Source organism: Rhizobium oryziradicis, assembly GCF_001939045.1.
GTDB lineage: Bacteria > Pseudomonadota > Alphaproteobacteria > Rhizobiales > Rhizobiaceae > Allorhizobium > Allorhizobium oryziradicis.
This window is the reverse complement of the sequence record NZ_MKIM01000027.1, coordinates 406278-433144: the sequence shown is the minus strand read 5'-3', so window position 1 is coordinate 433144 and position 26867 is coordinate 406278. Positions and strand designations below refer to the sequence as shown.

Below are 26867 nucleotides of genomic sequence, written 5' to 3'. Positions count from 1 at the left end.
GCCCGAGGATGACTCGAGGAGATGTTCTGCCCTTTATCATCAACCTGACTGGCGGAGAAATATCCGCCAGTCTCTGCGTTATGGGTTTAGAAGAAACCAAGAGCCTTGGTGCTATAACTTACCAGCATGTTTTTGGTCTGCTGATAATGATCCAGCATCATCTTGTGGGTTTCGCGACCAATGCCCGATTGCTTGTAGCCGCCAAAGGCAGCGTGGGCAGGATAGGCATGGTAGCAATTGGTCCACACGCGTCCGGCCTGAATGTGACGGCCAAAGCGGTAGCAGGTGTTGGCATCACGGCTCCACACGCCAGCCCCAAGACCGTAGAGCGAGTCATTGGCGATTTCCAACGCTTCCGCCTCGTCCTTGAAGGTGGTGACGGACACGACAGGACCGAAGATTTCCTCTTGGAAAATCCGCATCTTGTTATGGCCCTTGAACACCGTGGGCTTCACATAATAGCCGCCAGCCAGATCGCCAGTGAGCATGTTGCGCGATCCACCGGTCAGCACTTCAGCGCCTTCCTGCTTGCCAATGTCGAGATAGGAGAGAATTTTCTCCAACTGCTCATTGGAAGCCTGCGCGCCGATCATGGTTGACATATCGAGCGGGTCACCCTGCACAATGGCTTCAACCCGCTTCACGGCTCTTTCCATGAAACGATCATAGATCTTTTCATGCACCAGCGCACGGCTCGGGCACGTGCAGACTTCGCCCTGATTGAGGGCAAACATGGCAAAGCCTTCAAGCGCCTTGTCGAGGTAGTCATCATCTTCGCGCATCACATCTTCAAAGAAGATGTTTGGCGATTTGCCACCCAGTTCCAACGTGACCGGAATGAGGTTCTGGCTGGCATATTGCATGATCAACCGGCCCGTCGAGGTTTCGCCGGTAAAGGCAATCTTGGCAATGCGTGGGCTGGAGGCCAATGGCTTGCCCGCTTCGAGGCCAAAGCCGTTGACAATGTTGAGCACACCCGCCGGCAGAAGATCACCGATCAACTCGGCCCAGACCAGAATAGACGCAGGCGTCTGCTCGGCAGGCTTGAGCACCACGCAATTGCCCGCTGCCAAAGCCGGAGCCAGCTTCCACGTTGCCATCAGAATCGGGAAGTTCCACGGAATGATTTGGCCAACCACACCCAATGGCTCATGGAAGTGATAGGCAACCGTGTCGTTATCGACCTCGCCGATGGAGCCTTCCTGGGCACGAACGCAAGCCGCAAAATAACGGAAATGGTCAATGGCCAGCGGAATGTCGGCGGCCATGGTTTCGCGCAATGGCTTGCCATTGTCCCAGGTTTCGGCACGCGCCAAAAGCTCCAGATTGCTCTCCATGCGGTCTGCGATTTTGTTGAGGATATTGGCGCGCTCGCCAACCGAGGTGCGGCCCCATTTGTCCTTGGCAGCGTGGGCGGCATCCAGCGCGAGATTAATGTCATGCTCGTCGGAGCGCGCCACATCGCACAGCTTGCCACCGGTCACAGGGGTGGTGTTTTCAAAATACCGGCCTCCGACCGGTTCACGCCATTCACCGCCAATAAAATTGCCGTACTTCAATTTGAACGGCGTGCTGGCTTTGGTCTGTGTCTGAATGTTCATGTGTCATCCTCCCTGATGAAGGTTCGTTTGGAACCGTGAGAAGAAGATGCAACCTGTTTGCTCAAGATGAAAGAGGACAAAACCAATGCCGCAGCGCACAGTGTCGCATCCGTGAGACAGTGAAGCCCGCAGCCCTCCCCGCAGCCCTCAATGAATATCAAACCGCTTCATTTTTCGATGCAAGGTTGCACGACTGATCCCCAAAAGCTGTGCGGCGCGCGAGACATTGCCCTTGGCACGCGACAACACTCGCTTCAGAGCGGAGCGTTCGGCCTCCACCAGATCATCACCCGCATCATGATGCTTTTCCCGCAAGGCATCGGCGGCAGGAAGACCGGCAGCAATCAGCTGATCGTCAATTTGCAGGGCCATTCTGGCCGCCCGCGTCGCACCTAACACCAGATCATCGCTATCCACGGCCAAAAGCGCGGCAGGCGTCACTGTGTTAGGCAACATGATGATCCGTGCCATGGGAAAGGCCATGCGAAACAGGTTGGTCTCCACTCTGAGTGCCGCATCACGAAGCGCCTGCGCCAGAATATTCATCGACAGATCCGTCACATCATGCCGGCAGGTGGAAATATCCAGTGCCGCCGCCAACTGCCCGCGATGATCGCGCACCGGAACGGTGGCGCAACTAAGGGCGATATTGGCGCTGAGAAAATGCTGTTCGCGGTGAATGATCACCGGGCGTTCATCAGCAAGGGCTGTTCCAATACCATTGGTGCCAACGCTGGCCTCGCTCCATTCTGCTTGCTCCCACAGGCCCAGCCTTCGAAAATCGGCATCATCCCCCGATGTGCTGCGCCGCTCCAGCACCACGCCTTGCGCATCGGCCAGCACAAGGCAGCAGCCGGAGCGGCCCACGGTCTGAAACAGACGATCAAGCTCGTCTGTGCTGGCGGCAATCAGATCATCCATGCGCTCGCGCGCTTGACGAAAAGCGGCTTGATCCAGGGTTCGCGGTTTTGCCGCCTGATCCGGGCTTAAGCCATAAACATCCAGGCAGCGCCGCCAGGATGCCGCAATCGGCGAACGCGCCGCAGTCGAGCCTTTCAATGCTATGGAATAAACCGTATCAGAGTGTTTGCATCCGACATTCATATGCTCCTCCCAAAGCAAACGTTTATCTGCCATCAAGATGGACCGCGTGAATGCCAAAGGCAATGGCAAAGACACAATAGCTCCGCCGCATCCGGTGTTTTCGCCCCATCAAACCCCAGACAAGCCTTGCGCGCGCGGCACTTTCGTATTATAGCGCCCCCGTCCGTGTAGACACCCTTGGAGGCAACACGGATGAAGCCCTGATATCGGTATCGTCATCATCGCTTCAGGTTCCAAGCCTTTGGCGGATGCCAACGGTTGGAGCTCTCCAGTAACTTTGAAAGGTATTGCCATGAGCAACGCAACTTATGAGCTCAAGGCCGAAACGCGCGAACGGGTTGGTAAGGGGTCCTCCCGTGAACTTCGTCGCAACGGCTTGATTCCCGCTGTCATCTATGGTGACAAGCAGGCCCCTATTGCTATTACCCTGAACACCAATGAAGTCACCAAGCGTATCCACGCTGGCGGTTTCATGACAACGGTCGCCACCATTGACGTCAATGGCGAAAAGATCAGCGTTCTGCCGAAAGACTATCAGCTGGACCCAGTTCGCGACTTCACCATGCACATCGATTTCCTGCGCGTGACTGCAAGCAGCCACGTCGTGGTATCGGTACCAGTGCATTTCGTGAATGAAGACAAGTCTGCTGTCAAGACTGGCGCTGTATTGAACATCGTTCGTCACGAAGTTGAGCTGCACGCATTGGCAAACGCCATTCCTGAAGCTCTGACATTCGATCTTTCCGGTTTGAAGGTTGGCGACAGCATTCATATCTCTGCCATCAAGCTGCCAGCTGGCACAAGCACGGTTATCACTGACCGTGACTTCACCATTGCAACCATCGTTGCACCAGCAGCTGGCGTTGCTGAAGAAGAAGAAACCGCTTAATCAGCACTGCGCATAAATGCTTGATCCTGAAAAGGTTTTGAGCATGGCCCACGCAAAGTTCTTCTAAAACGATTAAACCCGCCTTTATGGCGGGTTTTTTTCATGACAGCCTATGTGACAATTTTCATACGCAATTTGGATTTTTAGCTAACATTAACAAATCAAGTGAATTATCATCCCCAAAAGCAGGATATTGGGGACTAGAAATTGTATTTAAAAACATCAATCCAGGCCTTTTGCGTGCGCCGATGAATAGCTCGGTGGAGCGCCGTTTTCTCGCCTTGGTGGCATGCACGGTGTTTGTCTGCATTGTGCCATTGTTCACGCTGTTCCTGTGGCTTGCATCGGACAAGGCGGAAAACGAGCAAAGACACAATATTTCTGTGTTGCTCACGGCCAATGCCAAGGCAATGGCAAAGCCCCTGTGGGACTTTGACACGGAGAGCGTCAGGCAGATTGCGGCAGCCGTTGCAACCGACGCAAGCGTCCTGGGCATCACCGTCATAGATCAGACCGGCGACATCAATATCTCATTGCCATTGGCTCCGCTGCCGCCAACCGTGCACACAACCTCCCTCTCCGAGGAGATCGTTTATCAGGATATTGATGGCCCCAAACATGTGGGCACCATCACGCTGTCCTTTCAACCGATTGCGTTTTTCTCAAGCATCGACAGCAGCGAGAGCATTCTGGTTGCCATTTTCTCGACCGCTTTGCTGATTGTCATCGGCACCACAGTTTTTGGCAACCGGATGATGGTCATGCGCCCTCTTGCCAAATTGACCGCGGCCATTGACGCCACGCATCAGCACGGCTCGCGACACAGTGTTGACTGGGCCTCCAATGACGAAATGGGCCAACTGGCGCGCAGTTTCAACACCATGCAAATCAAGCTGCAACAGGAAGAAAACGAGCTTAAAAAAGCCCACAGACTGGCCACCGACACCTATAACGCCACCCCGGCCATGTTGTATTCGCTGGATCAGCACGATCACATCATTGGCGTCAGTGATCATTGGGTGCTGGCGACGGGGTATCGGCGCGAAAATGTCATAGGCCTGCCGTTTGCCGAATTCTTGAATGAAGGCGGACGTCAGAGCTATGAACATCGCAAAGACAAGGCGCATACCGCTTCCAGATGGGAATATACCACCAAGTTCGTCTGTGCCGACGGCTCCATCATGGATGTCTTAATCGTTGAATCCAGCCCCAAGATCTCGGCCATGGAAAAGGGTGTGTCGCTCAGCGTGATGACGGATATTACCGCGCTCAAGCAAGCGGAAGCGCGCAATCGCCGCCAGGCCCTCACCGATCATCTGACCGGATTGATGAACCGCCAGGGCTTCGAGATGGCGCTGGATAGCGAGATTGCCGAAACGGACCGTGAAGGCGGCTCGCTCGCATGTCTATTTGTGGATCTGGATCGCTTCAAATGGATCAATGACAATCTTGGCCACCATGCAGGCGACAAGACACTGCAACTGATCGTCAGCATGATCGTCAATCTTTTACCGGAAAACTCCATTGCCGCCCGCATCGGCGGAGACGAATTTGCTATTTTACTCCGCGCCAACAATTGCGAAGTGGCCGCAACGGATCTGGCAACGGAAATTTGCAGGCTGTTTGAGGCACCCTTCATCATCAAGGGCACATCAACCCGGCTCAGTGCCAGCATTGGCATAGCCCTTTACCCTCAACATGCCGACAACGCCTCGGAATTGCTGCAAAAGGCCGACATGGCCATGTATGATCGTAAGCGCGATGGCAAAAATGGCCTTCAAGTGTTTGACGACACCATTGGCCGCAACACCCGCAAACGCGCCGAAATTGAACAGACCATTGAAAAAGCCTTGGAAAACGAGTGGTTTGATGCCTATCTACAGCCGATCATCGATCTGAAAACCAATCGCATTATCGGCTATGAAGCACTTATGCGCCTGCATCACCCCGAGCGCGGCGTCATGGCTCCGTTTGATATTATCGCGACAGCCGAGGAAACCGGTGCCATTCACGACATTGGCAAGCAGGTTTTTGGCAAAGCGTTTGAGCATTTTACCGCGCTCTCCGCGCTGAGCGGCGATAACACCTCCTATCTGGCCGTCAATTTGTCGCCTTTGCAAATCGAACCAAGCCTGCCCGTTTGGCTGGCCAGTATTGTCCATCTGTTCAATATCGATCCGTCGCGGATCGTGATTGAAATTACAGAAGCAACCATGCTGCACGACAATCCCAGCATCCAGACAATTTTGCGCAAGATTGCCGATTTTGGCTGCCGGATTGCCCTGGATGATTTTGGCACCGGCTATTCATCGCTCAGTTATCTGACCCGGTTTATGGTCAATATCGTCAAGATTGACCAATCCTTCATTCGCTCCATGACCAGCGATGTTCAAGACACGCGCGACCGCAGCCGAATGCTGATTGAAGGCATTACCGCCATCTCCCACAAGATGAAATGCACGGTGGTGGCAGAGGGCATAGAGACCGAAGAGCAGCAATATCTGCTGCAAGCCATTGGTGTCGATTATGGCCAAGGCTATCTTTTTGATCGCCCTCTCTCCTTTGAGCAATTGCGCGACCGCATTCTGCACAAGGACATGCCTGCGCTGAAGGTCGTGTGACCACGCAGTATCAGTATCGCCATCTCATTGTTAAAGCACGAGAGAGCCATGAACAGAGCATCTATCTTGGAAGACCTTGCGGCGACCTTCAAACTGCGCAATGCATGGCTTATCGTGCTTTTTGCCAGCCTTTTTGCCTGGGTCAGCGCCGCTCGCGCCGAAAACAGCATCACACTCACCACCGAGGATTATCCGCCCTATAATTTTGTCGAGAACGGCGTTTACAAGGGCGCTGGCTATGATCAAATGGTGCTGATCATGAAAGACGCCGGCATCCATTACACGGTCGAGTTGATGCCATGGGCGCGCGCCTATGCGATGGCGCAATTGAACACGCCCACCTGTGTTTTTTCCACCGCCCACACGCCAGAGCGTAACGCGCTGTTCAAATGGGTTGAGCCATTAGCGGTGGATCGCAACGTCATCGCCGCCAAGGTTGGCTCCGGTATTCATGTCGACAATCTCGAACAGGCGCGCCGCTATCGCGTTGGCACGCAACGCGATGACTATACCCAGACCTTTCTGGAGAAGAATGGTTTCAAGGAGATTGATCTTGCCTCCAGCCTGGATCTGACGTTGAAAAAACTGGAAATCGGACGCATCGATCTCATTCCCTTGTCCGAGAAATTCTTTCATGATCTGGTCGGACGCGGCCATCCACTGGAGCAACAGTTTGTTATGACGGAGCAAATCTTTGCGCTGGCATGCAGCAAATCTGTTCCCGATGCACAGATCGAAAAAATGCAGGCGAGCCTGAACAAGCTGATTGCCAATGGTCAACAGCAGGCGATTTTTAAACGCTATGGCCTGATGATCTCCCCATAAATCCGTGGTACAGCGACGTCCTCGCATTGGTGGCGATAACCCATAAAGCGGGCGCAATTTCATTGAGGACAATGAAACGCGACGTGCTGTCTAAAATTGCTTCAGGACCACACCATGATCGTTCTTGCCGGACTGGGAAACCCAGGCTCTCAATATGCTGGAAACCGCCACAATATCGGCTTCATGGCGCTTGACGCCATTCACCGCCGTCACGGATTTTCGCCCTGGAGCAAGAAGTTCAAGGCAGAGATTGCCGATGGCACCTTGGCCGGTGAAAAAGTGCTGCTGATGAAGCCGCAGACTTTTATGAACCTGTCTGGCGAATCGGTTGGCGAAGCGCTGCGCTTCTACAAGCTTGGGCCTGAGCAATTGGTGGCGATTTATGACGAGCTGGATTTGATGCCCGGCAAGGCCCGCATCAAGCTGGGCGGCGGCCATGGCGGCCACAATGGCATCAAATCACTCGATGCCCATTGCGGGCTGAACTATCGCCGCCTGCGCCTTGGCATTGGCCATCCGGGCGATAAATCCCGCGTGCAAGGCCATGTGCTGGGTGATTTTGGCAAGCTGGATGCCGAATGGCTTGATCCACTTCTCAATGCACTGGCCGACAATGCCGATATGTTGGTGCGTGGCGAAGACAGCCAATTGCTGAACAAGCTGGCATTGGCCACTGGAGCAAAAGTCGAAGACGAAAAGCCGAAAGCCCCCAAGCCCGCCAAATCGCATGTTCATCAGGCCCGCAATTCGGCCCAGCCGAAAAAACTGCCCGAGACGGGGCCAATGGTCGAGATGCTGAAGAAAATGTTTGGTGCCAAGAAGGACTGACATGCTGAAGCCGCCGATCCGCATTCGTCCTGCAAAAGACAGCGATTTGGAAAGTCTGCTTTCGCTCTACAGCGCGTTAAACAGCGATGATGATCTGTTGCAAGCTGATCTCGTGCGCGAAAAATACGCGGCCATTCTGACCCACCCCGGCCTGACAATATTTATGGCGCTTGATGAGGACGTGCCGGTTGCAACCGCATCACTTGTCGTCATTCCCAATCTCACCCGCGGCGGCAGACCTTATGCCCTGATTGAGAATGTGGTGAGTGCGCCCAGCCATCGGGGCCAAGGCTTTGGAAAGGCTGCCGTTTGCCATGCCATTCAAGCCGCGTGGGAGGCTGGCTGTTACAAAGCCATGCTGCTCACAGGACGGCAAGATCCCGCCATTCACCAATTTTACGAGGCTTGCGGCTTTGTGCAAAACAAAACCGGCTTTCAGGTGCGCAGAGGCTGAGACTTGACAAAATCGACACCCGCTCAATCTTTTTCTTCGGGATGACAGGAGAGTAAATCAAATGGAAGCCGAAGAGACAACGTCAAGAGAACATGAAATGAGTAAAATCCATTATAAACTGACGGATCACGAATTCGTCCGTGGAATGGACCACCACAGAAGAACACATAAAAATTTTTATATCGCCATAGTATTTTTTGCGTGCCTTGCCCTGTATCTTTCAACAAACTCGACAGATGCAAACAGATGGAATAGCTATTCGTTCACATTTTTTTACTACGCCTCCGCCACAATAAGCTTCGCAGTTATTTCCTATCTTTTATTGACATTGATTGGCCGACGTACATCGGCCAGAAATTTCAAACGCTCCCCTTTTGCTCAATTAAACTTAACCGCTGAGTGGGATAAAACAGCCCTGACGATCCGCCATAACAACGGACACCAACGCTACGAGTGGAAAGATTTCCAGGCGTGGAGCGAAGACGCAAACATTATCACATTGTTTTATGGACCTCAGCTTGTCATCCCACTGCCAAAACGGGCTTTCAGACCCCACCAGCAAGACAATTTCAAAGCCCATTTACAGGATGTCGGAATAAAGCACTCCAAACTCATGCCCATTTAACAAGGTCGACCTGAAGAGAAACCATGGGACCAAAAGGCCGCACTCCGCCTCGAACTATTCTTCCGGCTCCGTGGTAAACAGCAACGGGAAATCCGCCTCCTTGGCCAGATCATTGGCCTCGGTTGATTTGGTCTCGGCAATATCCTTGGTGCAGACCACCACCACGGCCTTGCCGAATTTATGGGCGGTCATCATCACGCGGTGGGAGGTGTCAGCACTCATACGAAACACCGCTTTCAGCACAATGGTCACAAATTCGCGCGGTGTGTAATCGTCATTATTGAGAATGACTTTATAGAGCTTTGGCTTTTGCAGCTGCAGCTTGGTTTGCTGTTTTGGCTTGAGGGCAATGTCTTTACGAGGCACTGGCAACTCCCGTCAGCAACGAATGAAAATAGCATAATGCGAAATGCCGACGGCTTCAACCGGCACCAAAGCCTTGACCACAGGCATCCATTCCCCCATAGGCAAGACAACAGATTTCAATTAAACCACGGAAAACACCCATGGGCTTTAAATGCGGTATCGTTGGCCTGCCGAATGTTGGCAAGTCCACCCTCTTCAACGCGCTCACCAGAACAGCGGCAGCTCAGGCTGCCAACTATCCGTTCTGCACCATTGAGCCAAACACCGGCGAAGTGGCTGTGCCGGATGTGCGTATGGAAAAGCTGGCCAAAGTTGCTGGCTCCAAGGAGCTTATCCCGACCCGCATTTCCTTTGTGGACATTGCCGGCCTGGTGCGCGGTGCATCCAAGGGTGAAGGTCTCGGCAACAAGTTTTTGGCCAACATCCGCGAAGTGGATGCGGTGGTGCATGTGCTGCGCTGCTTTGAAGACGATGATATCACCCATGTTGAAGGTCGCATCAATCCGGTTGGCGATGCCGATACCATTGAAACCGAGTTGATGCTGGCCGACCTTGAAAGCCTGGAGCGCCGCACCGAGCAGACCCGCAAGCGCGCCACCTCCAAGGACAAGGACTCCATGGCACAATTGCCGATCATGGAAGCCGCACTCAAACTGTTACAAGATGGCAAGCCTGCCCGTCTGCTGCTCAAGACCGTCGATGCTGAAGAGCGCGAGATCCTCAAAAGCCTCAATCTGCTAACCTCCCATCCGGTGCTTTACGTCTGCAACGTCGCCGAGGCCGATGCCGTCAGCGGCAACGAGCATACCAAGGCCGTACAGGCCATGGCTGCTGCGCAAGGGGCCGAAACCGTGATTATTTCGGCCGCGATTGAAGCCGAAGTGGCGCAATTGCCTGACGAAGAAGCCAAGGAATTCCTCTCGGCTCTCGGTTTGGAAGAAGCCGGTCTCGACCGTTTGATTCGTGCTGGTTACCACCTGCTCGACCTGATCACCTATTTCACCGTTGGCCCCAAGGAAACCCGCGCCTGGACCATTCGTCGCGGCACCAAGGCTCCGGCAGCGGCTGGCGTGATCCACACCGATTTCGAGCGCGGCTTTATCCGTGCCTTCACCATCGCTTATGATGATTACATCACGCTGGGCGGCGAAGTGCCCGCCAAGGAAGCTGGCAAGGCGCGCGACGAAGGCAAGGAATATGTGGTGCATGACGGCGACGTCATCCATTTCCGTTTCAACACCTGATCAAATCATACTCGAGATGTTTTACAAAAGGAGGCTGGCAACAGCCTCCTTTTTTGTTGCGCGGGCCTGTTCAGCCAAAAAGCATCAGAGGATGCGATCTTGCCAAAGGATATTTTGGAGATAGGGTTGATGCAGCAAATGCAAGCAATGACAGCGAAATAAGTGATGGCCTCTCCTTTAAAAATGGAGGCAAGCGCCCAATATCACTGCGACATTTCAATCCATTTTGCCAACTGAGTGATAAAGAGGAACTCCATGTCCCAACTGCCGATACGGTCCATGTTTATTGTTGCTGCGCTCATGGGCGGAGCCGCTCACGCCAGCGAGATTACGCCGGAACAGGCAAAACAGATTGAAACCAATCTCACATCCATCCTGCCCAAGGGCATGATCCCGGCGGGCGCAATCACCGTACAGGCAAAAGGCGACGCCTATCAGGTGACCGTCGATCCGATGGAATTGTTCTCTCTCGACAAGAAGAAGGACGTGAAAATTTCCGGGCTGACGCCGTGGGTCTATCGTCTGCGACCAACGGATGATGGGCTGTGGCAGTTGGACCAGCAATCCAATCTTGATGTCAAAGCACAATTCCAATCACCGCAGGGGCCAACAGATCTCGAATATGCCATTGCGTCCTATCAATATAACGGCATTTTTGATCCCGCCCTACGCTATGCCAAATCGGCGACTTTCAACGCCAAAAATGCGCGCATCACCTCGAAAAATCCGGCTCAATCCTTCGATATCGGTTTTGGTTCGCTGGATTATAGCTTGAGCGGCGAAAAAGGTGACAACAACACGCTCAACATCAAAAACACCATGGCGATCAAGGATTACTCGCAAACAATGAACCCGGCGAACAAGCCCAGCACGTTGTTTCAGGCGGCCTCCGGCGCGGGAGAAGGCAACATAACCGGTCTTTCCATGCAGGCTATTCAGGAAATGGCGTCGCTTCTGCTTCAGAATGTGCCCAACAAGCACATCAGACTGGACGACAAGGAACGCTTGAAAACGCTGTTTCGCGGCAGTTTCCCGTTGTTTGAAAATATCTCGCAAAACATTGTCTATCGCGATGTTCAGATCAATACAAACGGTGCCACATTTGGCGTCAAAAGCTACGGGTTGGACGTAAACGCCAATGGCATTCGAAACGACGCCAGCTATTCGATTGGGCTGGATCTTGCGGGCCTAAAACTGCCACCCGGCATGTTGCCGCCAACGTTTACTGCCCTCATCCCGGATGATCTTCATATCAATGTCGCGGCCAGCGGCATCAATACGCAAAATGGCGTTGTTTACATGATGGAAAATGTTGATTTTACGCCGGGGCATCCGCTGACACCGCCACAGACAGCCGAGATTCGCCGTCAATTTTTCCCCGACAACACCCTGACGCTCACCTATGACGGCAGCCATGCCGTATCATCTCTCTATGACGTAACGGTCACCGGCAAGACCATCATCGCCATTAGCGGACCGGACAAGCCGCAGGCCGATGTCACCATCCGCGCCAAGGGTTTGGACAAGACAATCGAATATCTCTCGTCTCATGCCAAAGAAGAGCCCAAGCTGGGACAGGCTGCGTTCTTTATGATGATGGCCAAAGGCTTTGCCAAGACGGACAGCAATGGCGATAACCTCTGGCATGTGGAAAGTGATAGCGCCGGACAGATCAAAATAAATGGCCACGAATTCCAGCTCCCCTCCGCCCCACAACAACCCATCGCTCCTCCGGCCCCAAAACAATGAGGATGTGAGAAAAATCTTTGCACCTGCGCCCTGTACGCAGGTGCAAAAACTCGGATACAAAGAAGATGGGATGGCGCACAGCAACCAAAGAGGAATGCGTACTGCGCGCCTGAGCTAAGCGGGAGGAAACGCGACACGATGGATAAGCTATTTTATGAGGATTTTGCGGTCGGACAGGAGATCCAGTTGGGTCCCATTCCGGTGAGCGCAGAAGAAATCATCGAATTTGCCGCAGAATTTGATCCGCAGCCCATGCATTTGAGCGAGGAGGCAGGCAAAGCCAGCCTGCTTGGCGGGCTGGCAGCCTCCGGGTGGCATACGTCAGCGTTGATGATGCGGATGATGATTGATGCCTACGTGCTGAAAAGCCATGGCGAAGGCGCACCAGGCATCGAGTTTGTCGAATGGAAAAAGCCGGTGATGGCCGGTGACACTCTCAGCGGGCGCACGACCGTGGAAGAAATGCGCCCCTTGCGCTCGCGCCCGGGCATTGGCGTGATCACAACTCGCCATACCTTGATGAATCAGAATGGCGATATTGTTCTCAACGCCCGTAACGCTGCTATGGTGCGGATGCGCCAGTTGCCAGGAGCCGCCCAATGACGATGCTCGATATTTTTCCGCTGGAGCAAAAGATCATCCTTGGCACCCGGCATTTTTCGGCGGAAGACATCATGCGCTTTGCCAAAAAATTCGACCCGCAACCCTTTCACGTTGATGCAGAAGCGGCAAAGGATTTTGTGTTTGGCGGGCTTTGCGCCTCAGGCTGGCATACCTGCGCAGGCTGGATGCGCACCTTTTTCGATTATTGGAATGAAACCGTCACAACGCTGCGCAAAGAGGGCAAAACCCCACCCACACTCGGCCCCTCGCCCGGGTTCCAGGATCTGATCTGGTTAAAGCCGGTCTACGCGGGTGATGACATCACCTATAGCCTGACCGCCTCTGGCGGTCGCGGGCTGAAATCGCGCCCCGGCTGGCGGCTGAACAGCAGCATTGCAGAAGGCTTCAACCAAAAAGGCGAGCCGGTTCTGCGCTTTACCAGCAATGTGCTAGAGTTTACCGATACAGGAGAATGACATGAATGTTCATGACTTTTCAGCCAGGGATATTACCGGCCGGGAGCGGAAACTGGCCGAATTTTCGGGAAAACTGCTGCTGATTGTCAACACAGCCAGCGCCTGCGGGCTCACGCCACAATATGCGGGGCTGGAGGCACTGCAAAAGCGCTTCAAGGATGACCTCGTGGTGCTTGGCTTTCCCTGCAATCAGTTTGGCGCGCAGGAGCCCGGCAGCGAAGCCGAAATCGCCAGCTTTTGCGACACGAATTTCAAAGTGTCCTTCCCGATGTTTTCCAAGGTAGAGGTCAACGGTGACGGCGCTCATCCGCTTTACAAATATCTCACCCACGAAGTGCCCGGCATTCTTGGCACCGAAGCGATCAAATGGAATTTCACCAAATTCCTGATTGGCCGTGACGGAACACCGCTTGCGCGTTTCGCCCCCATTACCAAGCCCGAAGAGATTGAGGATGATATTGCCAAGGCCGTAAGAGGCTAAACATGGGGCAGGAACGGGATTTTCAGTCGCTACCAACTGTTGATCCTCTTGTGCGCGCCGTGACGGCCAGTAGCGCGCATGTTTTCCCGCTTCATAGCCACGATGAGTTCGGTATCGGAGTTATGCTGAGCGGAAGTCAAATCTCGGCATCTGGCCGCGGCCAGGTCGCGTCGGAACCGGGAGACATCATTACCGTCAATCCGGGCGAAGTGCATGATGGCGCTCCCGTTGGACGAAGCAATCGCGGATGGCGGATGCTCTATATTGAGCCGACCCTCATTTCGTCTGTTCAGCAAGAGATGGGGATAGTTGGACAGGTTGAATTCGAGCAACCCGTTTTCACCAACCACGTTCGGGCACAGCAGTTTCATGCGACATTTCAGGCGGCAACAGAAGGCGTGTATCCCACTTCGCTGTTGGCGCTTGAGGAGGCCATGCTTGAATTGCTCACGCCTTTGATTTCAGCGAAGGGTAAGCATTCCAGCGAGAAATACGATGTTGCAATGGCACGTGTGCATCAGATGATCTGCGACAACATCATGCACAATCCATCGCTGACAGAGTTGGCAAAAGTTGCCAATGCAAGCCCATTTCAAACATTACGTGCATTTCGAACGTTTACCGGGCTAACCCCGCACGCTTTCATTCTGCAAGAGAGAGCCAATCGCGCGCGCCGTCTCATCACATCCGGAGACAGTTTAGCGGATGTTGCCGCAGCCTGTGGCTACGCTGATCAAAGCCACATGACGCGAGAATTCAAACGGCGATACGGTATGACCCCTGCAACATTTCGCGTCTGAGTGCGTTCTGCAATTTCATTCAAGATGAACCCGTAAGGCCACGCGTAAGAAGGGAGGACACCAACCAGAGGGCCTTCTTTCCATGACGCCAGACTTTTTCGTGACATCGTTGATCATTGTCGCCACGCCGGGCACCGGTGTGATTTACACCCTCTCGAAGGCACTATCAGGCGGCACAAAAAGTGCGGTTGTTGCCGCCTTCGGCTGCACACTTGGCATTTTGCCTCATATGCTGGCCGCAAGCCTCGGCCTCACAGCACTGCTTGCAACCCATGAAACCCTGTTTCAACTTTTAAAAATAGCGGGGGTTATCTACCTGCTTTACATGGCCCTGAGCCTTTGGAGCGGCGGCACAATAAGCCTTGAACACGACGGACATCAGCGAGAAAAATCGGGTGACATCATTGTAAGAGCTGTACTGATAAATCTGCTCAACCCGAAACTATCGCTGTTTTTCCTTGCCTTTTTACCGCAATTCGTTCCCGTCGATGATCAAACACCCCTCAGGCTCTTTGCTATCCACTCCATGATCTTCATGACGCTAACATTCATCGTCTTTGCTATTTACGGGTCGCTTGCTGCAAGCTTACGCCGATATGTTTTCACAAAGCCAAACGTGATGAAGCGGATATTTCAAGGATTTTCAGCGGCATTTTTACTCATGAGCATAAAACTCGCGTTCTCCAGCCGCTGAAATCCACCAAAGCGCGGCGCATTTTATTGGATTCAGCAGATCCGCGCTTTATCCTTGTTTTTCCGAATGGACACCCTCCTGAAAGCTCACATCCAGGTCAATGGCCGGAAAACTCCACCAGCGTGCGCACATCCACGCCGAGCGCTTCCAGCTTCTTGCGGCCACCCAGATCGGGCAGATCAATCACGAAGCATGCAGACACAACGTCCGCACCGATCTGGCGCAAGAGCTGCACGGCACCCACGGCTGTGCCGCCCGTGGCAATCAGATCATCGACCAGAATGACCTTTTCGCCGGGCTGCACGGCATCCACATGCATTTCCATCTCGTCCAGACCATACTCGAGGCTATAGGCAATGCTGACCGTATCGTGCGGAAGCTTGCCCTTTTTGCGGATTGGCACAAAGCCCGCCGAGAGCTGGTGCGCCACAGCGCCACCAAGGATAAAGCCACGCGCTTCCATACCAGCGATCTTGTCGATCTTCAAGCCAGCATAGGGTTGCACCAACTCATCCACGGCGCGGCGAAAGGCGCGCGGATTGCCCAACAGTGTGGTGATGTCGCGAAAGATAATGCCGGGCTTGGGATAATCCTGAATGGAGCGGATGGTATCGGAAAGCTCCTGGGAAAATTTTGTCATTGTCAGTTCCGGGTCTACGGATTTTCTAGTTACAGGGGACTCTATCAAGATTAACGAGCCGCCCCAACAAAAAAAGGCGGCTAAAGAGCCGCCTTTCCAGAACCTTTTAATGGCCAAATCATCAATGTGGCTTGTTGGCGTAAACCGACTTCTTGGTCAGGTAAATCAAACCGGCAAAGATCAGCAGAAACACCAACACCATAAAGCCGGTGCGCTTGCGCTCTTCCAGATGCGGCTCTGCAGCCCACATCAAAAAGGCTGAGACGTCCTTGGCATACTGGTCCAAAGTCTCAGGGGTACCGTCGTCATAGGTTACCTGTCCCCCCTTACCTTGCTCTGTCTTCGCAAGAGGCGGAGCCATGGCCAATGCCGCAGCATTGGCGAAGTATGGGTTATAATGGGTGCCTTGCGCCACCTCAACCCCGGCTGGCGGCTCCTGATAGCCGGTCAGCAGCGAGTAGATGTAATCCGGTCCACCCTCTTGATATTGGGTAAAAATATCAAAGAGAAAGGTCGGAAACCCACGTTCAATACCGCGTGCCTTGGCCAGCAGCGACATATCTGGCGGGGCCGCGCCATTGTTGGCCGCAGCAGCGGCCTCATGGTTGGGGAATGGCGAAGGAAAGTGGTCCGATGGCACTGCCTTGCGGGTATACATATCGCCTGAGGCGTTGGGGCCATCCTGCACTTCATATTCGGCAGCAAAGGCTTTCACCTGCGCGTCCGAATAGCCCAGATCTCCCAGTGTTCTAAACGCCACAAGGTTCATCGAGTGGCAGGCAGAGCACACTTCCTTATAGACCTTCAATCCACGCTGGAGCTGGCCTTTGTCGTATTTGCCAAACGGACCGGCAAAGCTCCATTCCTGATTGCGGGGCTTATGCAGCGGATAATGCGGGGTTTCGCCTTCCGCATGTTCCTGTGCGATGGCTGCCGACAGGCCAAGACCTGTTGCAAAGACTAGACACAGGAGGCTTGAAACAAGCTTTTTCATAAAATTAATCCTCTCCTGAGCCCGTATCAAACGGCTGCCTTTGCCGATTTGGCATTCTTTTCCAGAACAGCTTCCGTGATCGAGTTTGGCACGCGCCGTGGCGTTTCAAACAGACCCAGCAGAGGCATGATCACCAGGAAGAAGCCAAAATAGTAGAGCGTGCCAAACTGTGCCATCAAGGTGTAGGTGTCGGTTGGCTGACGCGAGCCAAGCCAGCCCAGCAGCATGCAATCTGCCGCAAACAGCCAGAAAAACAGCTTGTACCAAGGGCGATACACCGCCGAGCGTACCTTGGATGTATCCAGCCAGGGCAGGAAGAACAACACGATGATGGCACCAAACATCACCAACACGCCACCGAGTTTGGAATCGATGAACAGGATGTTGAAGGTGATGGCGCGCAGCATGGCGTAAAATGGCAGGAAGTACCATTCAGGCACGATATGTGCCGGTGTCTTCAAGGGGTCTGCCATGATGTAGTTATCAGGATGGCCTAGGAAGTTTGGCATGTAGAACACAAACCAAGCATAGGCGATCAGGAAGATCGAGACACCAAACGCATCCTTGAGGGTGGCGTAAGGCGTAAACGGCACCGTGTCGGTCTTGTGCTTGATTTCAACGCCGGTCGGGTTGGTCTGGCCGGTGACATGCAAGGCCCAGATATGCAGGATCACAACACCGGCGATCATGAAGGGCAGCAGGTAATGCAGCGAGAAGAAGCGGTTCAAAGTGGGTTGATCCACCGCAAAGCCGCCGAGAAGGAAGGTTTGAATCCACTCGCCAACCCAGGGAAAGGCCGAGAAGAATCCGGTGATAACCGTGGCCCCCCAGAATGACATCTGACCCCAGGGCAGAACATAGCCCATGAAGGCAGTTGCCATCATCAAAAGGAAGATGACCACGCCGAGCATCCAGAGAATTTCGCGCGGCGCCTTGTAGGAGCCATAGTAGAGGCCGCGGCCAATATGCAGATAGACGGCAATGAAGAAAAAGGATGCGCCATTGGCATGCATATAGCGCAACAGCCAACCGTGATTGACATCACGGGCGATTTTTTCGACCGAGTTGAACGCAACAGTCGTATCGGCGGCATAGTGCATGGCCAAAACCACGCCGGTCAAAATCTGCACAATCAACATGACCGACAACATCGCCCCGAACGTATAGGCGTAGTTGAGGTTGCGCGGCACGGGAAAAGCAACAAAACTATCGTAAACGAGGCGCGGCAATGGCAAGCGCTGATCGATCCATCGTGTCAGCCCGGATGAAGGCTGGTAACTGGAATGCCCACTCATAAATATCTCCCCCTCAGCCGATTTTGATGACAGAATCGGTCACGAATGCATAATTTGGAATATGCAGGTTTTCCGGTGCCGGACCTTTGCGAATGCGGCCCGCGGTATCATAAACCGAGCCATGGCAGGGACAGAACCACCCGCCATATTCACCCGCCTGCCCCAAAGGCACGCAACCCAGATGGGTGCAAGACCCGATCATGACAATCCAGTTTTCCTTGCCCTTGCCAGCAGAACGGTCCAGATCGCTTGCAGTTGCGCCGTCTGCCAGATTGGCATTGCGCGATAGCGGATCTTTCAGCTGGGCCATGGGCACGCCCTTGGCCTCCTCCACTTCCTTATCCGTGCGGTTACGGATAAACACCGGCTTGCCCCGCCACTTGACCGTCAACGACATGCCGGGCTGAAGCGCCGACACGTCCACCTCAATCGAGGCAAGCGCCAAGGTTGAGGCATCAGGCCGCATCTGATCAATAAAAGGCCAGGCAACAGCAACGGCACCCACCGCACCTGCCATGCCCGTTGTGAGGTAGAGGAAATCACGGCGTGTGGGTTCGCCCCCGCCTTCACCACCAACCCCGGCCATGCTCTCACTATGTGTATTGTGTTCGCTCACGGTCAAACCATCCTCTTCGCAACACTTGCGACAAACCGTTTGAGCGCCGCGCGCCAAGACCGACCCGCAAAAAACGCTCATTCACGTACCATCTGCTGCTCAGCACCTGCGCCGGGAAAACTCTCTCTCGTGAGTGTTCACAATGCAGTGAGAAGCAGCAGCGCCCCCCAGCGAAAAATCAATGTGCCACAAAGCCGCCATAGATTCACCGCCCATAAGTCAATTTCTAAGCACACCGGTGAAATCTGTCCAGTCTTCAACCGCAAAGGAGGCAACATGTCGCGGAAAAAGTTAGAGTTTTAGGATATAAAATTTCCCTTTTAATTGCAGGGGTTTGCCGATTATCAATTGAGAGGAGCACCCAAATCACCATTTTTTGCCGGTTTTCTCTGCAAAGACTGTTTGAAAAATGTCAAGTATACCGCAGTGCATATATGACTATTGCACTGCAAAGATTTTTTCACCATGGTGCCGCCCGAGAGCGTTTGCCAGGGAAAAGTGGAACCCGGTTTTCCTGATAGGACAAACGAAATCAAAAGAATCGAGAGTTTGCTGGTTCAATCTGAACCTGACAAACTCTCATCAAGACCCCGCCAAAGCACCATCCAGCACCCCACAAAGAGATCCATGAGAGCAATGCTACTGCACATTATCGCGACACTGCTCTGTTTAGGCTTGGCTGTGTTTGTCTTGCGTTACATCACCCACTTCTGGGGCGTGAACGTTGCTTATAGCCTGCAGCTCCAGGCAGGCGTTGTCATGGTGGTGATGGCGCTTGTGTGTCTCTCCCTCAAGCCCGGAGCGTTTACGCTCTCGCTGCTGGTGGCAAGCGTGTTTATTGCCAGCCACGCCGTGCTGATGATGTGGCAATCTCTGCCGCCCTCACCGCCCACAGATATCGTAAACATGCAAAAACTGCGGGTGCTGTCTTTCAACGTGCTGGGTGATAATCTCGAAAATGGGGCAACGATTGCCGATTACATTGCGCAATCCGGTGCGGACATTGCCTATATCATGGAAGCAGCGCCGCTTGCTCCCTATCTGGACCAGCTATCCACACTCTACCCCTACCGAATCGGTTGCGGCCAGCACACGCCCACCTGCGATCTCATGCTGTTGTCGAAATATCCTCTCGATGACATTTCTGTCGGCAATCTGAGCGATCTGCGCAAAGATCGGTTTGTCATGGCGCGTATCCATGTCGGCCAAACAAGCCTGCACCTTGCTGCCGCCCACCTCAGCAAACCCTATTTCGATGATTACCATGCCGAGGAACTGGATGAGCTTGCCGATGCGCTTCAGCCCATCAAAGGCCCGCTGCTGCTGGCGGGCGATTTTAATGCCGCAACCATTGCACCCGACATGCAAAACCTGCTCAAGCGCATTGGCCTGACCACCACCGGCTGGGAACCCGCCACATGGCCGGTGCGTGCCGGGCGTTTTGGCGTGCCAATTGACCATATTTTCATTCGCGCACCGCTGATGGCGCAAAAGCTTACCCGCATCCCCTCCAATTTTGGCTCCAACCATTATGGATTGACTGCCGATCTGGGGCTTCCGAAATCCTAAATCTTATCCTCCGGCTCATCGCCCAGAAAACCGCCGGACTGCCGCGCCCATAGTTCGGAATACAGCCCGCCGCGCGCCACCAATTCGGCATGGGTGCCTTCTTCGATGATCCGGCCCTTGTCTATCACCACCAACCGATCAAGGCTGGCAATGGTGGAAAGCCGATGGGCAATGGCCAGAACGGTTTTGCCGTTCATCAACAGCTCGAGATTGGATTGAATGGCGGCCTCAACTTCCGAGTCCAGCGCAGAGGTGGCCTCGTCCAGCACCAGAATCGGTGCGTCTTTCAACATCACTCTTGCAATGGCAATGCGCTGGCGCTGGCCGCCCGACAGCTTCACGCCGCGCTCACCCACATGGGCATCAAAGCCACGGCGACCGCGCTGATCGACCAGTCTTTCAATAAAGTCCAGCGCCTCGGCCTGCTCTGCCGCCTTGCGCAACTGCACTTCCGTGGCATCATCACGGCCAAACATGATGTTGTCACGAATGGAGCGGTGTAGCAGGGACGTATCCTGTGTGACCATGCCGATCTTGGCGCGCAGGCTCTCCTGCGTCACGTGGCGTAAATCCTGCCCATCAATCATGATGGCTCCGCCTTCAACATCGTAAAACCGCAGCAACAGATTGACGAGTGTGGTTTTTCCCGCCCCAGAGCGTCCCACAATGCCGACCTTTTCGCCCGGATGAATGGTCAGCGACAGATGATCAATCGCGCCCTTGTCCTTGCCGTAGTGAAAGCTGACGTCTTCAAAACGGATCAGAGGGCCGGAAATACTCAAGACCTTTGCGTCCGGTTGATCATTCAAACCGATGGGCTGTGAAATCAGCTCGGCCGAATTCTGGATGGTGCCCAGATTGCGCATCATGCTGTTGAGCTGGGTCATCATGCGGTTGAGCAACATGCTCAGGCGCAGCACCAGACCGAGCGTGAAGGCCACGCCGCCGGGGGTCATCGCCCCTTGAAACCAGCGATCAATACACAGCATGGCAATCACCAGCACCATAAAGCCCGATAGCAAGGCATGGCTTGCGCGAACGCCGGTGATCAACCGGGTGAACGGTCGCAAGGATGCCTGATAACGCTCGAACCCTTCACGAATATAGTGATCATTGTGGCGCTCACGGGCAAACAGTTTGAGCGTCTGGATATTGGCATAGCTATCGACCAGCCTGCCGCTGAGCGCCGATGAGCTTTCCGCCGTTTCGCGTGCATGAAAACGAATGCGCGGCACAAAATACCGCGCCATAAACACAAACATCACCACCCACAGCGCAATGACCGCCGATAGCCGCCAATCCAGCTGGGCCAAAAGCCCGATGGTGGAAAGGGTGTAAATCACCATAAACCAGCCGACCTGCAACAGCGAGGTCAGCAGATCGCCCACCGCCAAGCCGCCCGTCCACACCTTGGTGACAATGCGACCGGCAAAATCGTTTTGGAAAAAGCTCATGGCCTGTCGGCTGATATGCACATGGCTCTGCCAGCGCACCAGATTGGAAAAGTTGAGCACCACCACCTGCTCTTCCACCAAGGCGCTGAGGGTGATGACCAAAAAGCGCACGGCCACCACCACCAGCGCAATGCCAGCCAGCTCCGCGCCATGCATGGCAAACAGCCCCTGCCAGCCTTCGCTTTTGGGCACGGTTTCCAGCACATCCACCAGCCGCCCGACAAACCAGAACATGCTGGCTTCCATGGCCGCCACGGCACCGCCAAACACCGCCATGGCCACAAAGGCCAGCTTTGCCTGACGCACATAAAACCACACAAAGGCCCAGGCACTGCCGGGAGGGCGCAGCAGCTGCTGCTCCGCAAAGGGATTGGTCCAGTTTTCAAAAAGACGGAGTACAGCGCGGATGATCATGCGAGCAGCCTAGGGCGATTCCGAAGCGCAACAAAGGTGAAACACCCAAACGTCGCTCAGTTTCTGGTCACGATTGCGTAAACAAGGCAGCGGCGGATCACTCCGCCGCCGTCTCCTGTCCATCCACCTCATCGGCCAGAAAGCCACCAGACTGGCGATTCCACAGATCAGCATAGATACCGCCTCTGGCCACCAGTTGCGGGTGGTTGCCCATCTCGACGATTTTGCCCTTGTCCAGCACCACCAGTTGATCCATCTGGGTCAGCGTGGACAGGCGGTGGGCAATGGCAATCACCGTCTTACCCTCCATCAGGGCAAACAGGCTCTCCTGAATGGCGGCCTCTACCTCTGAGTCAAGCGCAGACGTTGCCTCGTCCAGAATGAGGATCGGAGCGTTTTTCAAAAACACCCGCGCAATGGCAATCCGTTGGCGCTGGCCACCCGAGAGCTTCACGCCGCGCTCGCCCACCTGCGCATCCAGACCTTTGCGGCCGCGCGAATCCACCAATCCCTCGATAAAATCCCAGGCGTTGGCACGCTTGGCCGCTTCCACCACCTCGGCATCGCTGGCATCAGGACGGCCATAGGCAATGTTGTCGCGAATAGAGCGATGCAGCAACGAGGTATCTTGCGTTACCACCCCGACCTTGGAGCGCAGGCTTTCCTGGGTGACCTTGGATATATCCTGCCCGTCAATGGTGATAGACCCGGCTTCGACCTCATAAAAGCGCAACAGCAGGTTCATCAATGTGGTTTTGCCAGCGCCAGAGCGGCCGACCAGACCAATTTTTTCACCAGCTTTGATGGTCAGTGAAAAGTCTTCAATGATGCCCTTGGTCTTGCCATAATGAAAACGAACCTTGTCGTAGACAATCTCGCCTTTATCGGCTCTCAGCGCCTTGGCATTGTCCACATCAACAATATCATGGGGCTTGGTCATCATTTCCATGCCGTCATAGACGGTGCCGATGTTTTCAAACAGGGCCGAGACTTCCCACATGATCCATTGCGACATGCTGTTGACCCGCATGGCAAGACCAATGGCAATGGCAATGGCTCCGATTTCAATCGACGCGTTCAGCCACAGCCAGATCGACAGAGCACCGATCAGAAAAATCACGCCGCAATTGTTGAGATAGACCAAAACCTGAAACATCGTCACTTTGCGCATCTGCGCATAGACCGTTTGCAGGAATCCATCCATCGCGCCCTTGGCGTAGGCCTCTTCGCGGCTGGTGTGGGAAAACAGTTTCACGGTGGCGATATTGGTGTAGCTATCGACAATGCGGCCCGTCATGGATGAGCGCGCATCGGCTTGTGCGGCTGCAATCTTTTGCAGTTTCGGCACATAATAGCTGACGATGGCGATATAGATTGCCAGCCATACCAGCATGGGCACCAGCAAACGCAGATCGGCATTGCCGATAATCACCAGCATCGAGATGAAATAGGTGGCAACAAAAACGAACACATCGAGAATCTTGACCACGGTTTCGCGCACCGCCAGCGAGGTCTGCATGACCTTGGTGGACACCCGGCCCGAAAACTCATTGGCAAAGAAAGTCATGGAATGGTTGAGCAAAAACCGATGCATCTGCCAGCGCGCAATCATGGGAAAATTGCCCAGCAGGGTTTGATGCACAATCAATGAATTGATGGTGCCAAGGCCGGGTAGAACCACCATGACCAAAAAGCCCATGCCCAGCAGCCGCACGCCCTGGGTTTGCAAGAATGTGGCCCGGTCGGCTTGCGACAACCAGGTAACAATATCGCCCAGAAACTGAAACAGCATGACTTCGCCCACGGCAATCAACATTACCAGAAACGTCATCAGCGCCAACCAGCCCGCCACGGGGCGGGTGTAGTGCCAGGTAAACCGGAACAATCCCGCAGGCGGCAGCTTTGGAGCGGCCTCCGGGTAAGGATTAATGCGGTTTTCAAACCACGCAAACATGGACAAGCTCCATTTCGTCATAACACGGCGCAAAGCGGCGAAACACCAGCCCACTTCGACCACAGGAATCAATCCGGAACATGACAGATCCGGAAATCGCTCTAAACTTTAAAAGATACGGAAAATACGAGAGGATTCAGCGCTGCTGAAAAGCCAAAACGGCGGGAAAGCGCATCCAGTCAGTTACAATCATGCACGCCTCCCATGTCTCGAGTTGAAGATGATCTCTTTCTACGTGTCGCAGAAAAAATTGCAAAGTCGCAAAACGACAAGCCTGCCGTTTGTTTGGGCAGTGTTGCCCGCAGACCACAGACAGGCCATGCCGTTGACGCTATGCAGAACCCATGTCTGATTTGCGCATCGCTCTTTATCAACCCGATATTCCGGGCAACACCGGCACGATTTTGCGGCTGGCGGCCTGCCTTGGCTTGGGCGTGGATATTATCGAGCCTGCGGGGTTTGATCTGTCTGATCGCAATTTAAAACGCGCCGGTATGGATTATCTGGCAAGCGTTGTGCTCACCCGCCATATCAGCTGGGCGCATTTTGAAGAATGGCGCGCTGGCACCGGTCGAAGACTGGTGCTGGCATCCACCAAAGCCGCCGAGGTCTATTTTGACGTTGCCTTTCAGCCGAACGACATCTTGCTGTTTGGCCGCGAAAGTGCGGGCGTGCCCGATAGCGTGCATGACATGGCAAACAGTCGCATTCTCATTCCCATGGTCGAAGGCCAGCGCTCCATCAATCTCGCCATGTCTGTCGCCATGATTGCCGGTGAAGCCATACGCCAGACACGGATGCCATAACCGCCGATTATAAATCGCAGCAGCTCTGCATTTCATCAAAGCCAAACCGTCAACACTGCGTTATAATAGGTTGTTACTGCATAATTCCTTAAATCGGAATCGATTTAAGGAATTATGCAGCAGATCAAAAGTGCTACAGCGTCCTTTGTGCGCCATATTTGGTGAGAGGCGCTGCAGAGTGGCAGCCTATACGTGCATGAGAAAAGTTTAAAACAATCATTGCCAATTCGATCCTGTAATTTTATGCTGCGTTGCAGCAAGATGAACGAGGATAAGCACGATGTTCAACACGGCATTCACCTTTGGCTTGACACAATTCGCTCGATCCCTCTCCCTGCCCGAAAGGTTGCAAAAAAGACCGTTTCGCAATGCCACGCTGGAGCCATGGCGGTTTCGCAACTCAAGCCTTGATGCGATGTTTTACGACATCAAAACCTTGACCGCGGATGAGGCTTTTTACATCAGCGATTCGATTGCGGCCGAAGGCATGCTGATGATTGTGCCGCCCACCGGCCAAGGCATGTTGATGATGTGTGACAGCATTGATGAATATATCTTGCGCGGCGGCCGTGACGTTCATGTGATGGCGGTGGCAGGCATTGGCGGCTCGGCCACAGGGGCTGCGGCCTTTGCCCGCAATATTGCCAATGCGGTGGATGCGCCGGTGGCCGCTGTTGTGTCCGGCTACGGGCTTGGCGATATGATTTCCGAGGCCTTGGGCAGCAACTTCCTGTTCGGCCCTCTTGGCTTTTTGCGCCATAACTTTGAAATGATTGATGATCTTGTTGGACGCCCCAAGCTGGGGGCCTACACACGTTACGACGTAACCGCCGGTGCGCCGCGCAAAAGCAGTCTTGATACCGATACGGTCGAAGCGTTGCTGATGAACGAGGCGCTCGACTTTCAGCTGGTGACCGGCCACTCCAAAGGCAATCTCATCATCGCAGAGGCCCTGCACTCGCTGGAAAGCGATGCGCCTGAGCGCTTGGCAACATTGGGTCAATCCCTCAAGGTGATTTCCTTTTCCACCCGGATTTCGGTGCCAGCAGCCATAGAACCGCCTCTTGCCATTATGGGTGAGCTGGACTGGTATGGCGAATTGAATGCAACGGCCCCCGCCAGCCATCTCATTCGTGTTCCACGAAGCGGCCATTCCACCAACACCGACGTGCCAGGTGCGCTCAAAATCACCAGCCTGTTGCGGGATGTGCTCAGCGAAACACCAAAACAACAGGCTCCCGCAACAGCCGAAGCATCACCGCAGGAGGCAGCGCTGCATCTGGTGGAAACGTCAGAACCGATCGAAGCATCGGACCAGCCAGAGCACTTGAGCGAGCAAGTACCTGAAGTCGCAGAGGCCAGCACAATCGCGACTGAGGAATTGGCCGCGACTGAGGAGTTGGCGGTGCAGGCCATACCAGAAGAAACGCTTGAGACCGTGCAGCCTGAAGCCGAGATTGCTGCCCCAGTTGAGGAGCTGGCAGAGGCAAGCGCTCTTGAGGCAACGGACATTCTTGTTGCGGAAACAAAGCCGGACATCGCGCCTGCTGCCACGCCCGAGGCAAGCCTAAAGCCAGTTCCGAGTTTCAAATCAAGACGATCGGCAAAGTCCAACGCGCGCAACAACAGAAAACCGTAAAATTCTGAAGTAAAAATTGCGTATTTCATTCATCTTGATGGCAGGATGTGTGAGAAACTACCTCATGTTAACCCACTTGCTCTAAAATGATCGAGTATGCCTCTTGGAAACATGTCCGGTTGAGGC

Annotated in this window: 25 protein-coding genes; 16 read left to right on the top strand and 9 right to left on the bottom strand. The window is 54.1% G+C overall.

Annotated elements, in window-relative coordinates; genetic code table 11:
- Positions 1-86 precede the first annotated feature (86 nt).
- Positions 87-1601, bottom strand: coding sequence for an aldehyde dehydrogenase (gene adh / locus BJF95_RS13080; protein WP_075639882.1), 1515 nt, complete (start codon positions 1599-1601; stop codon positions 87-89).
- 147 nt (positions 1602-1748) lie between these two features.
- Positions 1749-2705, bottom strand: a complete 957-nt coding sequence (locus tag BJF95_RS13075; RefSeq protein WP_075639881.1) for a helix-turn-helix domain-containing protein — start codon at positions 2703-2705, stop codon at positions 1749-1751.
- Between the two features lie 292 nt (positions 2706-2997).
- Here BJF95_RS13075 and BJF95_RS13070 point away from each other — a divergent pair, with 292 nt between their 5' ends.
- From BJF95_RS13070 to BJF95_RS13045, 6 genes are all read left to right on the top strand, one after another.
- Positions 2998-3594 carry a 50S ribosomal protein L25/general stress protein Ctc gene (locus BJF95_RS13070; RefSeq protein ID WP_075639880.1) on the top strand — a complete coding sequence of 199 codons (597 nt, stop codon included), beginning with the start codon at positions 2998-3000 and terminating at the stop codon, positions 3592-3594.
- Positions 3595-3842: 248 nt separating this feature from the next.
- Positions 3843-6215 (top strand): EAL domain-containing protein, encoded by a 2373-nt coding sequence (locus BJF95_RS13065; RefSeq protein WP_075639879.1) that lies wholly within the window; start codon positions 3843-3845, stop codon positions 6213-6215.
- A 48-nt stretch (positions 6216-6263) separates the two neighbouring features.
- A complete protein-coding gene (locus BJF95_RS13060; protein WP_083638806.1) occupies positions 6264-7040 on the top strand; it encodes a substrate-binding periplasmic protein in 777 nt (258 codons plus the stop codon).
- A 114-nt stretch (positions 7041-7154) separates the two neighbouring features.
- Positions 7155-7868: an aminoacyl-tRNA hydrolase gene (pth, locus tag BJF95_RS13055; protein WP_075639878.1), complete on the top strand. Its 714-nt coding sequence runs from the start codon at positions 7155-7157 to the stop codon at positions 7866-7868.
- A 1-nt stretch (position 7869) separates the two neighbouring features.
- Positions 7870-8322, top strand: a complete 453-nt coding sequence (locus tag BJF95_RS13050; protein WP_075639877.1) for a GNAT family N-acetyltransferase — start codon at positions 7870-7872, stop codon at positions 8320-8322.
- 61 nt (positions 8323-8383) lie between these two features.
- On the top strand, positions 8384-8947 hold the full coding sequence (locus BJF95_RS13045) for a YcxB family protein (RefSeq protein WP_075639876.1): 564 nt from the start codon (positions 8384-8386) through the stop codon (positions 8945-8947).
- A gap of 54 nt (positions 8948-9001) precedes the next feature.
- On the opposite strand, the gene clpS is transcribed toward BJF95_RS13045, so the two are convergent.
- Positions 9002-9313, bottom strand: coding sequence for an ATP-dependent Clp protease adapter ClpS (clpS, locus tag BJF95_RS13040; RefSeq protein ID WP_075639875.1), 312 nt, complete (start codon positions 9311-9313; stop codon positions 9002-9004).
- Between the two features lie 140 nt (positions 9314-9453).
- On the opposite strand from clpS, the gene ychF reads away from it, so the two are divergent.
- From ychF to BJF95_RS13005, 7 genes are all read left to right on the top strand, one after another.
- Positions 9454-10557 (top strand): redox-regulated ATPase YchF, encoded by a 1104-nt coding sequence (ychF, locus tag BJF95_RS13035; RefSeq protein WP_075639874.1) that lies wholly within the window; start codon positions 9454-9456, stop codon positions 10555-10557.
- Positions 10558-10812: 255 nt separating this feature from the next.
- Positions 10813-12306, top strand: a complete 1494-nt coding sequence (locus BJF95_RS13030; RefSeq protein WP_139317484.1) for a hypothetical protein — start codon at positions 10813-10815, stop codon at positions 12304-12306.
- Between the two features lie 138 nt (positions 12307-12444).
- Positions 12445-12909 (top strand): MaoC family dehydratase, encoded by a 465-nt coding sequence (locus BJF95_RS13025; protein WP_075639872.1) that lies wholly within the window; start codon positions 12445-12447, stop codon positions 12907-12909.
- A complete protein-coding gene (locus tag BJF95_RS13020; protein ID WP_075639871.1) occupies positions 12906-13385 on the top strand; it encodes a MaoC family dehydratase in 480 nt (159 codons plus the stop codon). The genes BJF95_RS13025 and BJF95_RS13020 overlap by 4 nt, the downstream gene beginning before the upstream one ends.
- A 1-nt stretch (position 13386) precedes the next feature.
- Positions 13387-13866: a glutathione peroxidase gene (locus tag BJF95_RS13015; protein ID WP_075639870.1), complete on the top strand. Its 480-nt coding sequence runs from the start codon at positions 13387-13389 to the stop codon at positions 13864-13866.
- A 2-nt stretch (positions 13867-13868) separates the two neighbouring features.
- Positions 13869-14666, top strand: coding sequence for an AraC family transcriptional regulator (locus BJF95_RS13010; RefSeq protein WP_075639869.1), 798 nt, complete (start codon positions 13869-13871; stop codon positions 14664-14666).
- A gap of 82 nt (positions 14667-14748) precedes the next feature.
- Positions 14749-15360, top strand: coding sequence for a LysE family translocator (locus tag BJF95_RS13005; protein ID WP_075639868.1), 612 nt, complete (start codon positions 14749-14751; stop codon positions 15358-15360).
- A 97-nt stretch (positions 15361-15457) separates the two neighbouring features.
- Here BJF95_RS13005 and BJF95_RS13000 read toward each other — a convergent pair whose 3' ends face one another.
- The 4 genes from BJF95_RS13000 to petA all read right to left on the bottom strand — a co-directional run bounded on the left by BJF95_RS13000 (position 15458) and on the right by petA (position 18905).
- A complete protein-coding gene (locus tag BJF95_RS13000; RefSeq protein WP_075639867.1) occupies positions 15458-16000 on the bottom strand; it encodes an adenine phosphoribosyltransferase in 543 nt (180 codons plus the stop codon).
- 121 nt (positions 16001-16121) lie between these two features.
- Positions 16122-16994, bottom strand: coding sequence for a cytochrome c1 (locus BJF95_RS12995; protein WP_075639866.1), 873 nt, complete (start codon positions 16992-16994; stop codon positions 16122-16124).
- A gap of 26 nt (positions 16995-17020) precedes the next feature.
- Positions 17021-18289 carry a cytochrome b gene (locus tag BJF95_RS12990; RefSeq protein WP_075639865.1) on the bottom strand — a complete coding sequence of 423 codons (1269 nt, stop codon included), beginning with the start codon at positions 18287-18289 and terminating at the stop codon, positions 17021-17023.
- Positions 18290-18302: 13 nt separating this feature from the next.
- Entirely contained in the window at positions 18303-18905 is a 603-nt protein-coding gene (gene petA / locus BJF95_RS12985) for a ubiquinol-cytochrome c reductase iron-sulfur subunit (protein WP_425348692.1), read from the bottom strand.
- 627 nt (positions 18906-19532) lie between these two features.
- On the opposite strand from petA, the gene BJF95_RS12980 reads away from it, so the two are divergent.
- On the top strand, positions 19533-20474 hold the full coding sequence (locus BJF95_RS12980; RefSeq protein WP_075640329.1) for an endonuclease/exonuclease/phosphatase family protein: 942 nt from the start codon (positions 19533-19535) through the stop codon (positions 20472-20474).
- Here the strand turns inward: BJF95_RS12980 and BJF95_RS12975 are convergent.
- A complete protein-coding gene (locus BJF95_RS12975) occupies positions 20471-22342 on the bottom strand; it encodes an ABC transporter ATP-binding protein (RefSeq protein ID WP_075639863.1) in 1872 nt (623 codons plus the stop codon). The genes BJF95_RS12980 and BJF95_RS12975 overlap by 4 nt on opposite strands.
- A gap of 97 nt (positions 22343-22439) precedes the next feature.
- Positions 22440-24296, bottom strand: a complete 1857-nt coding sequence (locus BJF95_RS12970) for an ABC transporter ATP-binding protein (RefSeq protein ID WP_075639862.1) — start codon at positions 24294-24296, stop codon at positions 22440-22442.
- Between the two features lie 344 nt (positions 24297-24640).
- Here BJF95_RS12970 and BJF95_RS12965 point away from each other — a divergent pair, with 344 nt between their 5' ends.
- Positions 24641-25102, top strand: a complete 462-nt coding sequence (locus tag BJF95_RS12965; RefSeq protein ID WP_075639861.1) for a tRNA (cytidine(34)-2'-O)-methyltransferase — start codon at positions 24641-24643, stop codon at positions 25100-25102.
- A 280-nt stretch (positions 25103-25382) separates the two neighbouring features.
- Positions 25383-26741, top strand: coding sequence for a cell envelope biogenesis protein OmpA (locus tag BJF95_RS12960; RefSeq protein ID WP_075639860.1), 1359 nt, complete (start codon positions 25383-25385; stop codon positions 26739-26741).
- Positions 26742-26867 lie beyond the last annotated feature (126 nt).

What these genes read in the sequence shown, in the direction of transcription:
- adh (WP_075639882.1), bottom strand. Translation starts at nt 1,601, where the DNA reads ATGAACATTCAGACACAGACCAAAGCCAGCACGCCGTTCAAATTGAAG.
- BJF95_RS13075 (WP_075639881.1), bottom strand. Translation starts at nt 2,705, where the DNA reads ATGAATGTCGGATGCAAACACTCTGATACGGTTTATTCCATAGCATTG.
- BJF95_RS13070 (WP_075639880.1), top strand. Translation starts at nt 2,998, where the DNA reads ATGAGCAACGCAACTTATGAGCTCAAGGCCGAAACGCGCGAACGGGTT.
- BJF95_RS13065 (WP_075639879.1), top strand. Translation starts at nt 3,843, where the DNA reads ATGAATAGCTCGGTGGAGCGCCGTTTTCTCGCCTTGGTGGCATGCACG.
- BJF95_RS13060 (WP_083638806.1), top strand. Translation starts at nt 6,264, where the DNA reads ATGAACAGAGCATCTATCTTGGAAGACCTTGCGGCGACCTTCAAACTG.
- pth (WP_075639878.1), top strand. Translation starts at nt 7,155, where the DNA reads ATGATCGTTCTTGCCGGACTGGGAAACCCAGGCTCTCAATATGCTGGA.
- BJF95_RS13050 (WP_075639877.1), top strand. Translation starts at nt 7,870, where the DNA reads ATGCTGAAGCCGCCGATCCGCATTCGTCCTGCAAAAGACAGCGATTTG.
- BJF95_RS13045 (WP_075639876.1), top strand. Translation starts at nt 8,384, where the DNA reads ATGGAAGCCGAAGAGACAACGTCAAGAGAACATGAAATGAGTAAAATC.
- ychF (WP_075639874.1), top strand. Translation starts at nt 9,454, where the DNA reads ATGGGCTTTAAATGCGGTATCGTTGGCCTGCCGAATGTTGGCAAGTCC.
- BJF95_RS13030 (WP_139317484.1), top strand. Translation starts at nt 10,813, where the DNA reads ATGTCCCAACTGCCGATACGGTCCATGTTTATTGTTGCTGCGCTCATG.
- BJF95_RS13025 (WP_075639872.1), top strand. Translation starts at nt 12,445, where the DNA reads ATGGATAAGCTATTTTATGAGGATTTTGCGGTCGGACAGGAGATCCAG.
- BJF95_RS13020 (WP_075639871.1), top strand. Translation starts at nt 12,906, where the DNA reads ATGACGATGCTCGATATTTTTCCGCTGGAGCAAAAGATCATCCTTGGC.
- BJF95_RS13015 (WP_075639870.1), top strand. Translation starts at nt 13,387, where the DNA reads ATGAATGTTCATGACTTTTCAGCCAGGGATATTACCGGCCGGGAGCGG.
- BJF95_RS13010 (WP_075639869.1), top strand. Translation starts at nt 13,869, where the DNA reads ATGGGGCAGGAACGGGATTTTCAGTCGCTACCAACTGTTGATCCTCTT.
- BJF95_RS13005 (WP_075639868.1), top strand. Translation starts at nt 14,749, where the DNA reads ATGACGCCAGACTTTTTCGTGACATCGTTGATCATTGTCGCCACGCCG.
- BJF95_RS13000 (WP_075639867.1), bottom strand. Translation starts at nt 16,000, where the DNA reads ATGACAAAATTTTCCCAGGAGCTTTCCGATACCATCCGCTCCATTCAG.
- BJF95_RS12995 (WP_075639866.1), bottom strand. Translation starts at nt 16,994, where the DNA reads ATGAAAAAGCTTGTTTCAAGCCTCCTGTGTCTAGTCTTTGCAACAGGT.
- BJF95_RS12990 (WP_075639865.1), bottom strand. Translation starts at nt 18,289, where the DNA reads ATGAGTGGGCATTCCAGTTACCAGCCTTCATCCGGGCTGACACGATGG.
- BJF95_RS12980 (WP_075640329.1), top strand. Translation starts at nt 19,533, where the DNA reads ATGAGAGCAATGCTACTGCACATTATCGCGACACTGCTCTGTTTAGGC.
- BJF95_RS12975 (WP_075639863.1), bottom strand. Translation starts at nt 22,342, where the DNA reads ATGATCATCCGCGCTGTACTCCGTCTTTTTGAAAACTGGACCAATCCC.
- BJF95_RS12970 (WP_075639862.1), bottom strand. Translation starts at nt 24,296, where the DNA reads ATGTTTGCGTGGTTTGAAAACCGCATTAATCCTTACCCGGAGGCCGCT.
- BJF95_RS12965 (WP_075639861.1), top strand. Translation starts at nt 24,641, where the DNA reads ATGTCTGATTTGCGCATCGCTCTTTATCAACCCGATATTCCGGGCAAC.
- BJF95_RS12960 (WP_075639860.1), top strand. Translation starts at nt 25,383, where the DNA reads ATGTTCAACACGGCATTCACCTTTGGCTTGACACAATTCGCTCGATCC.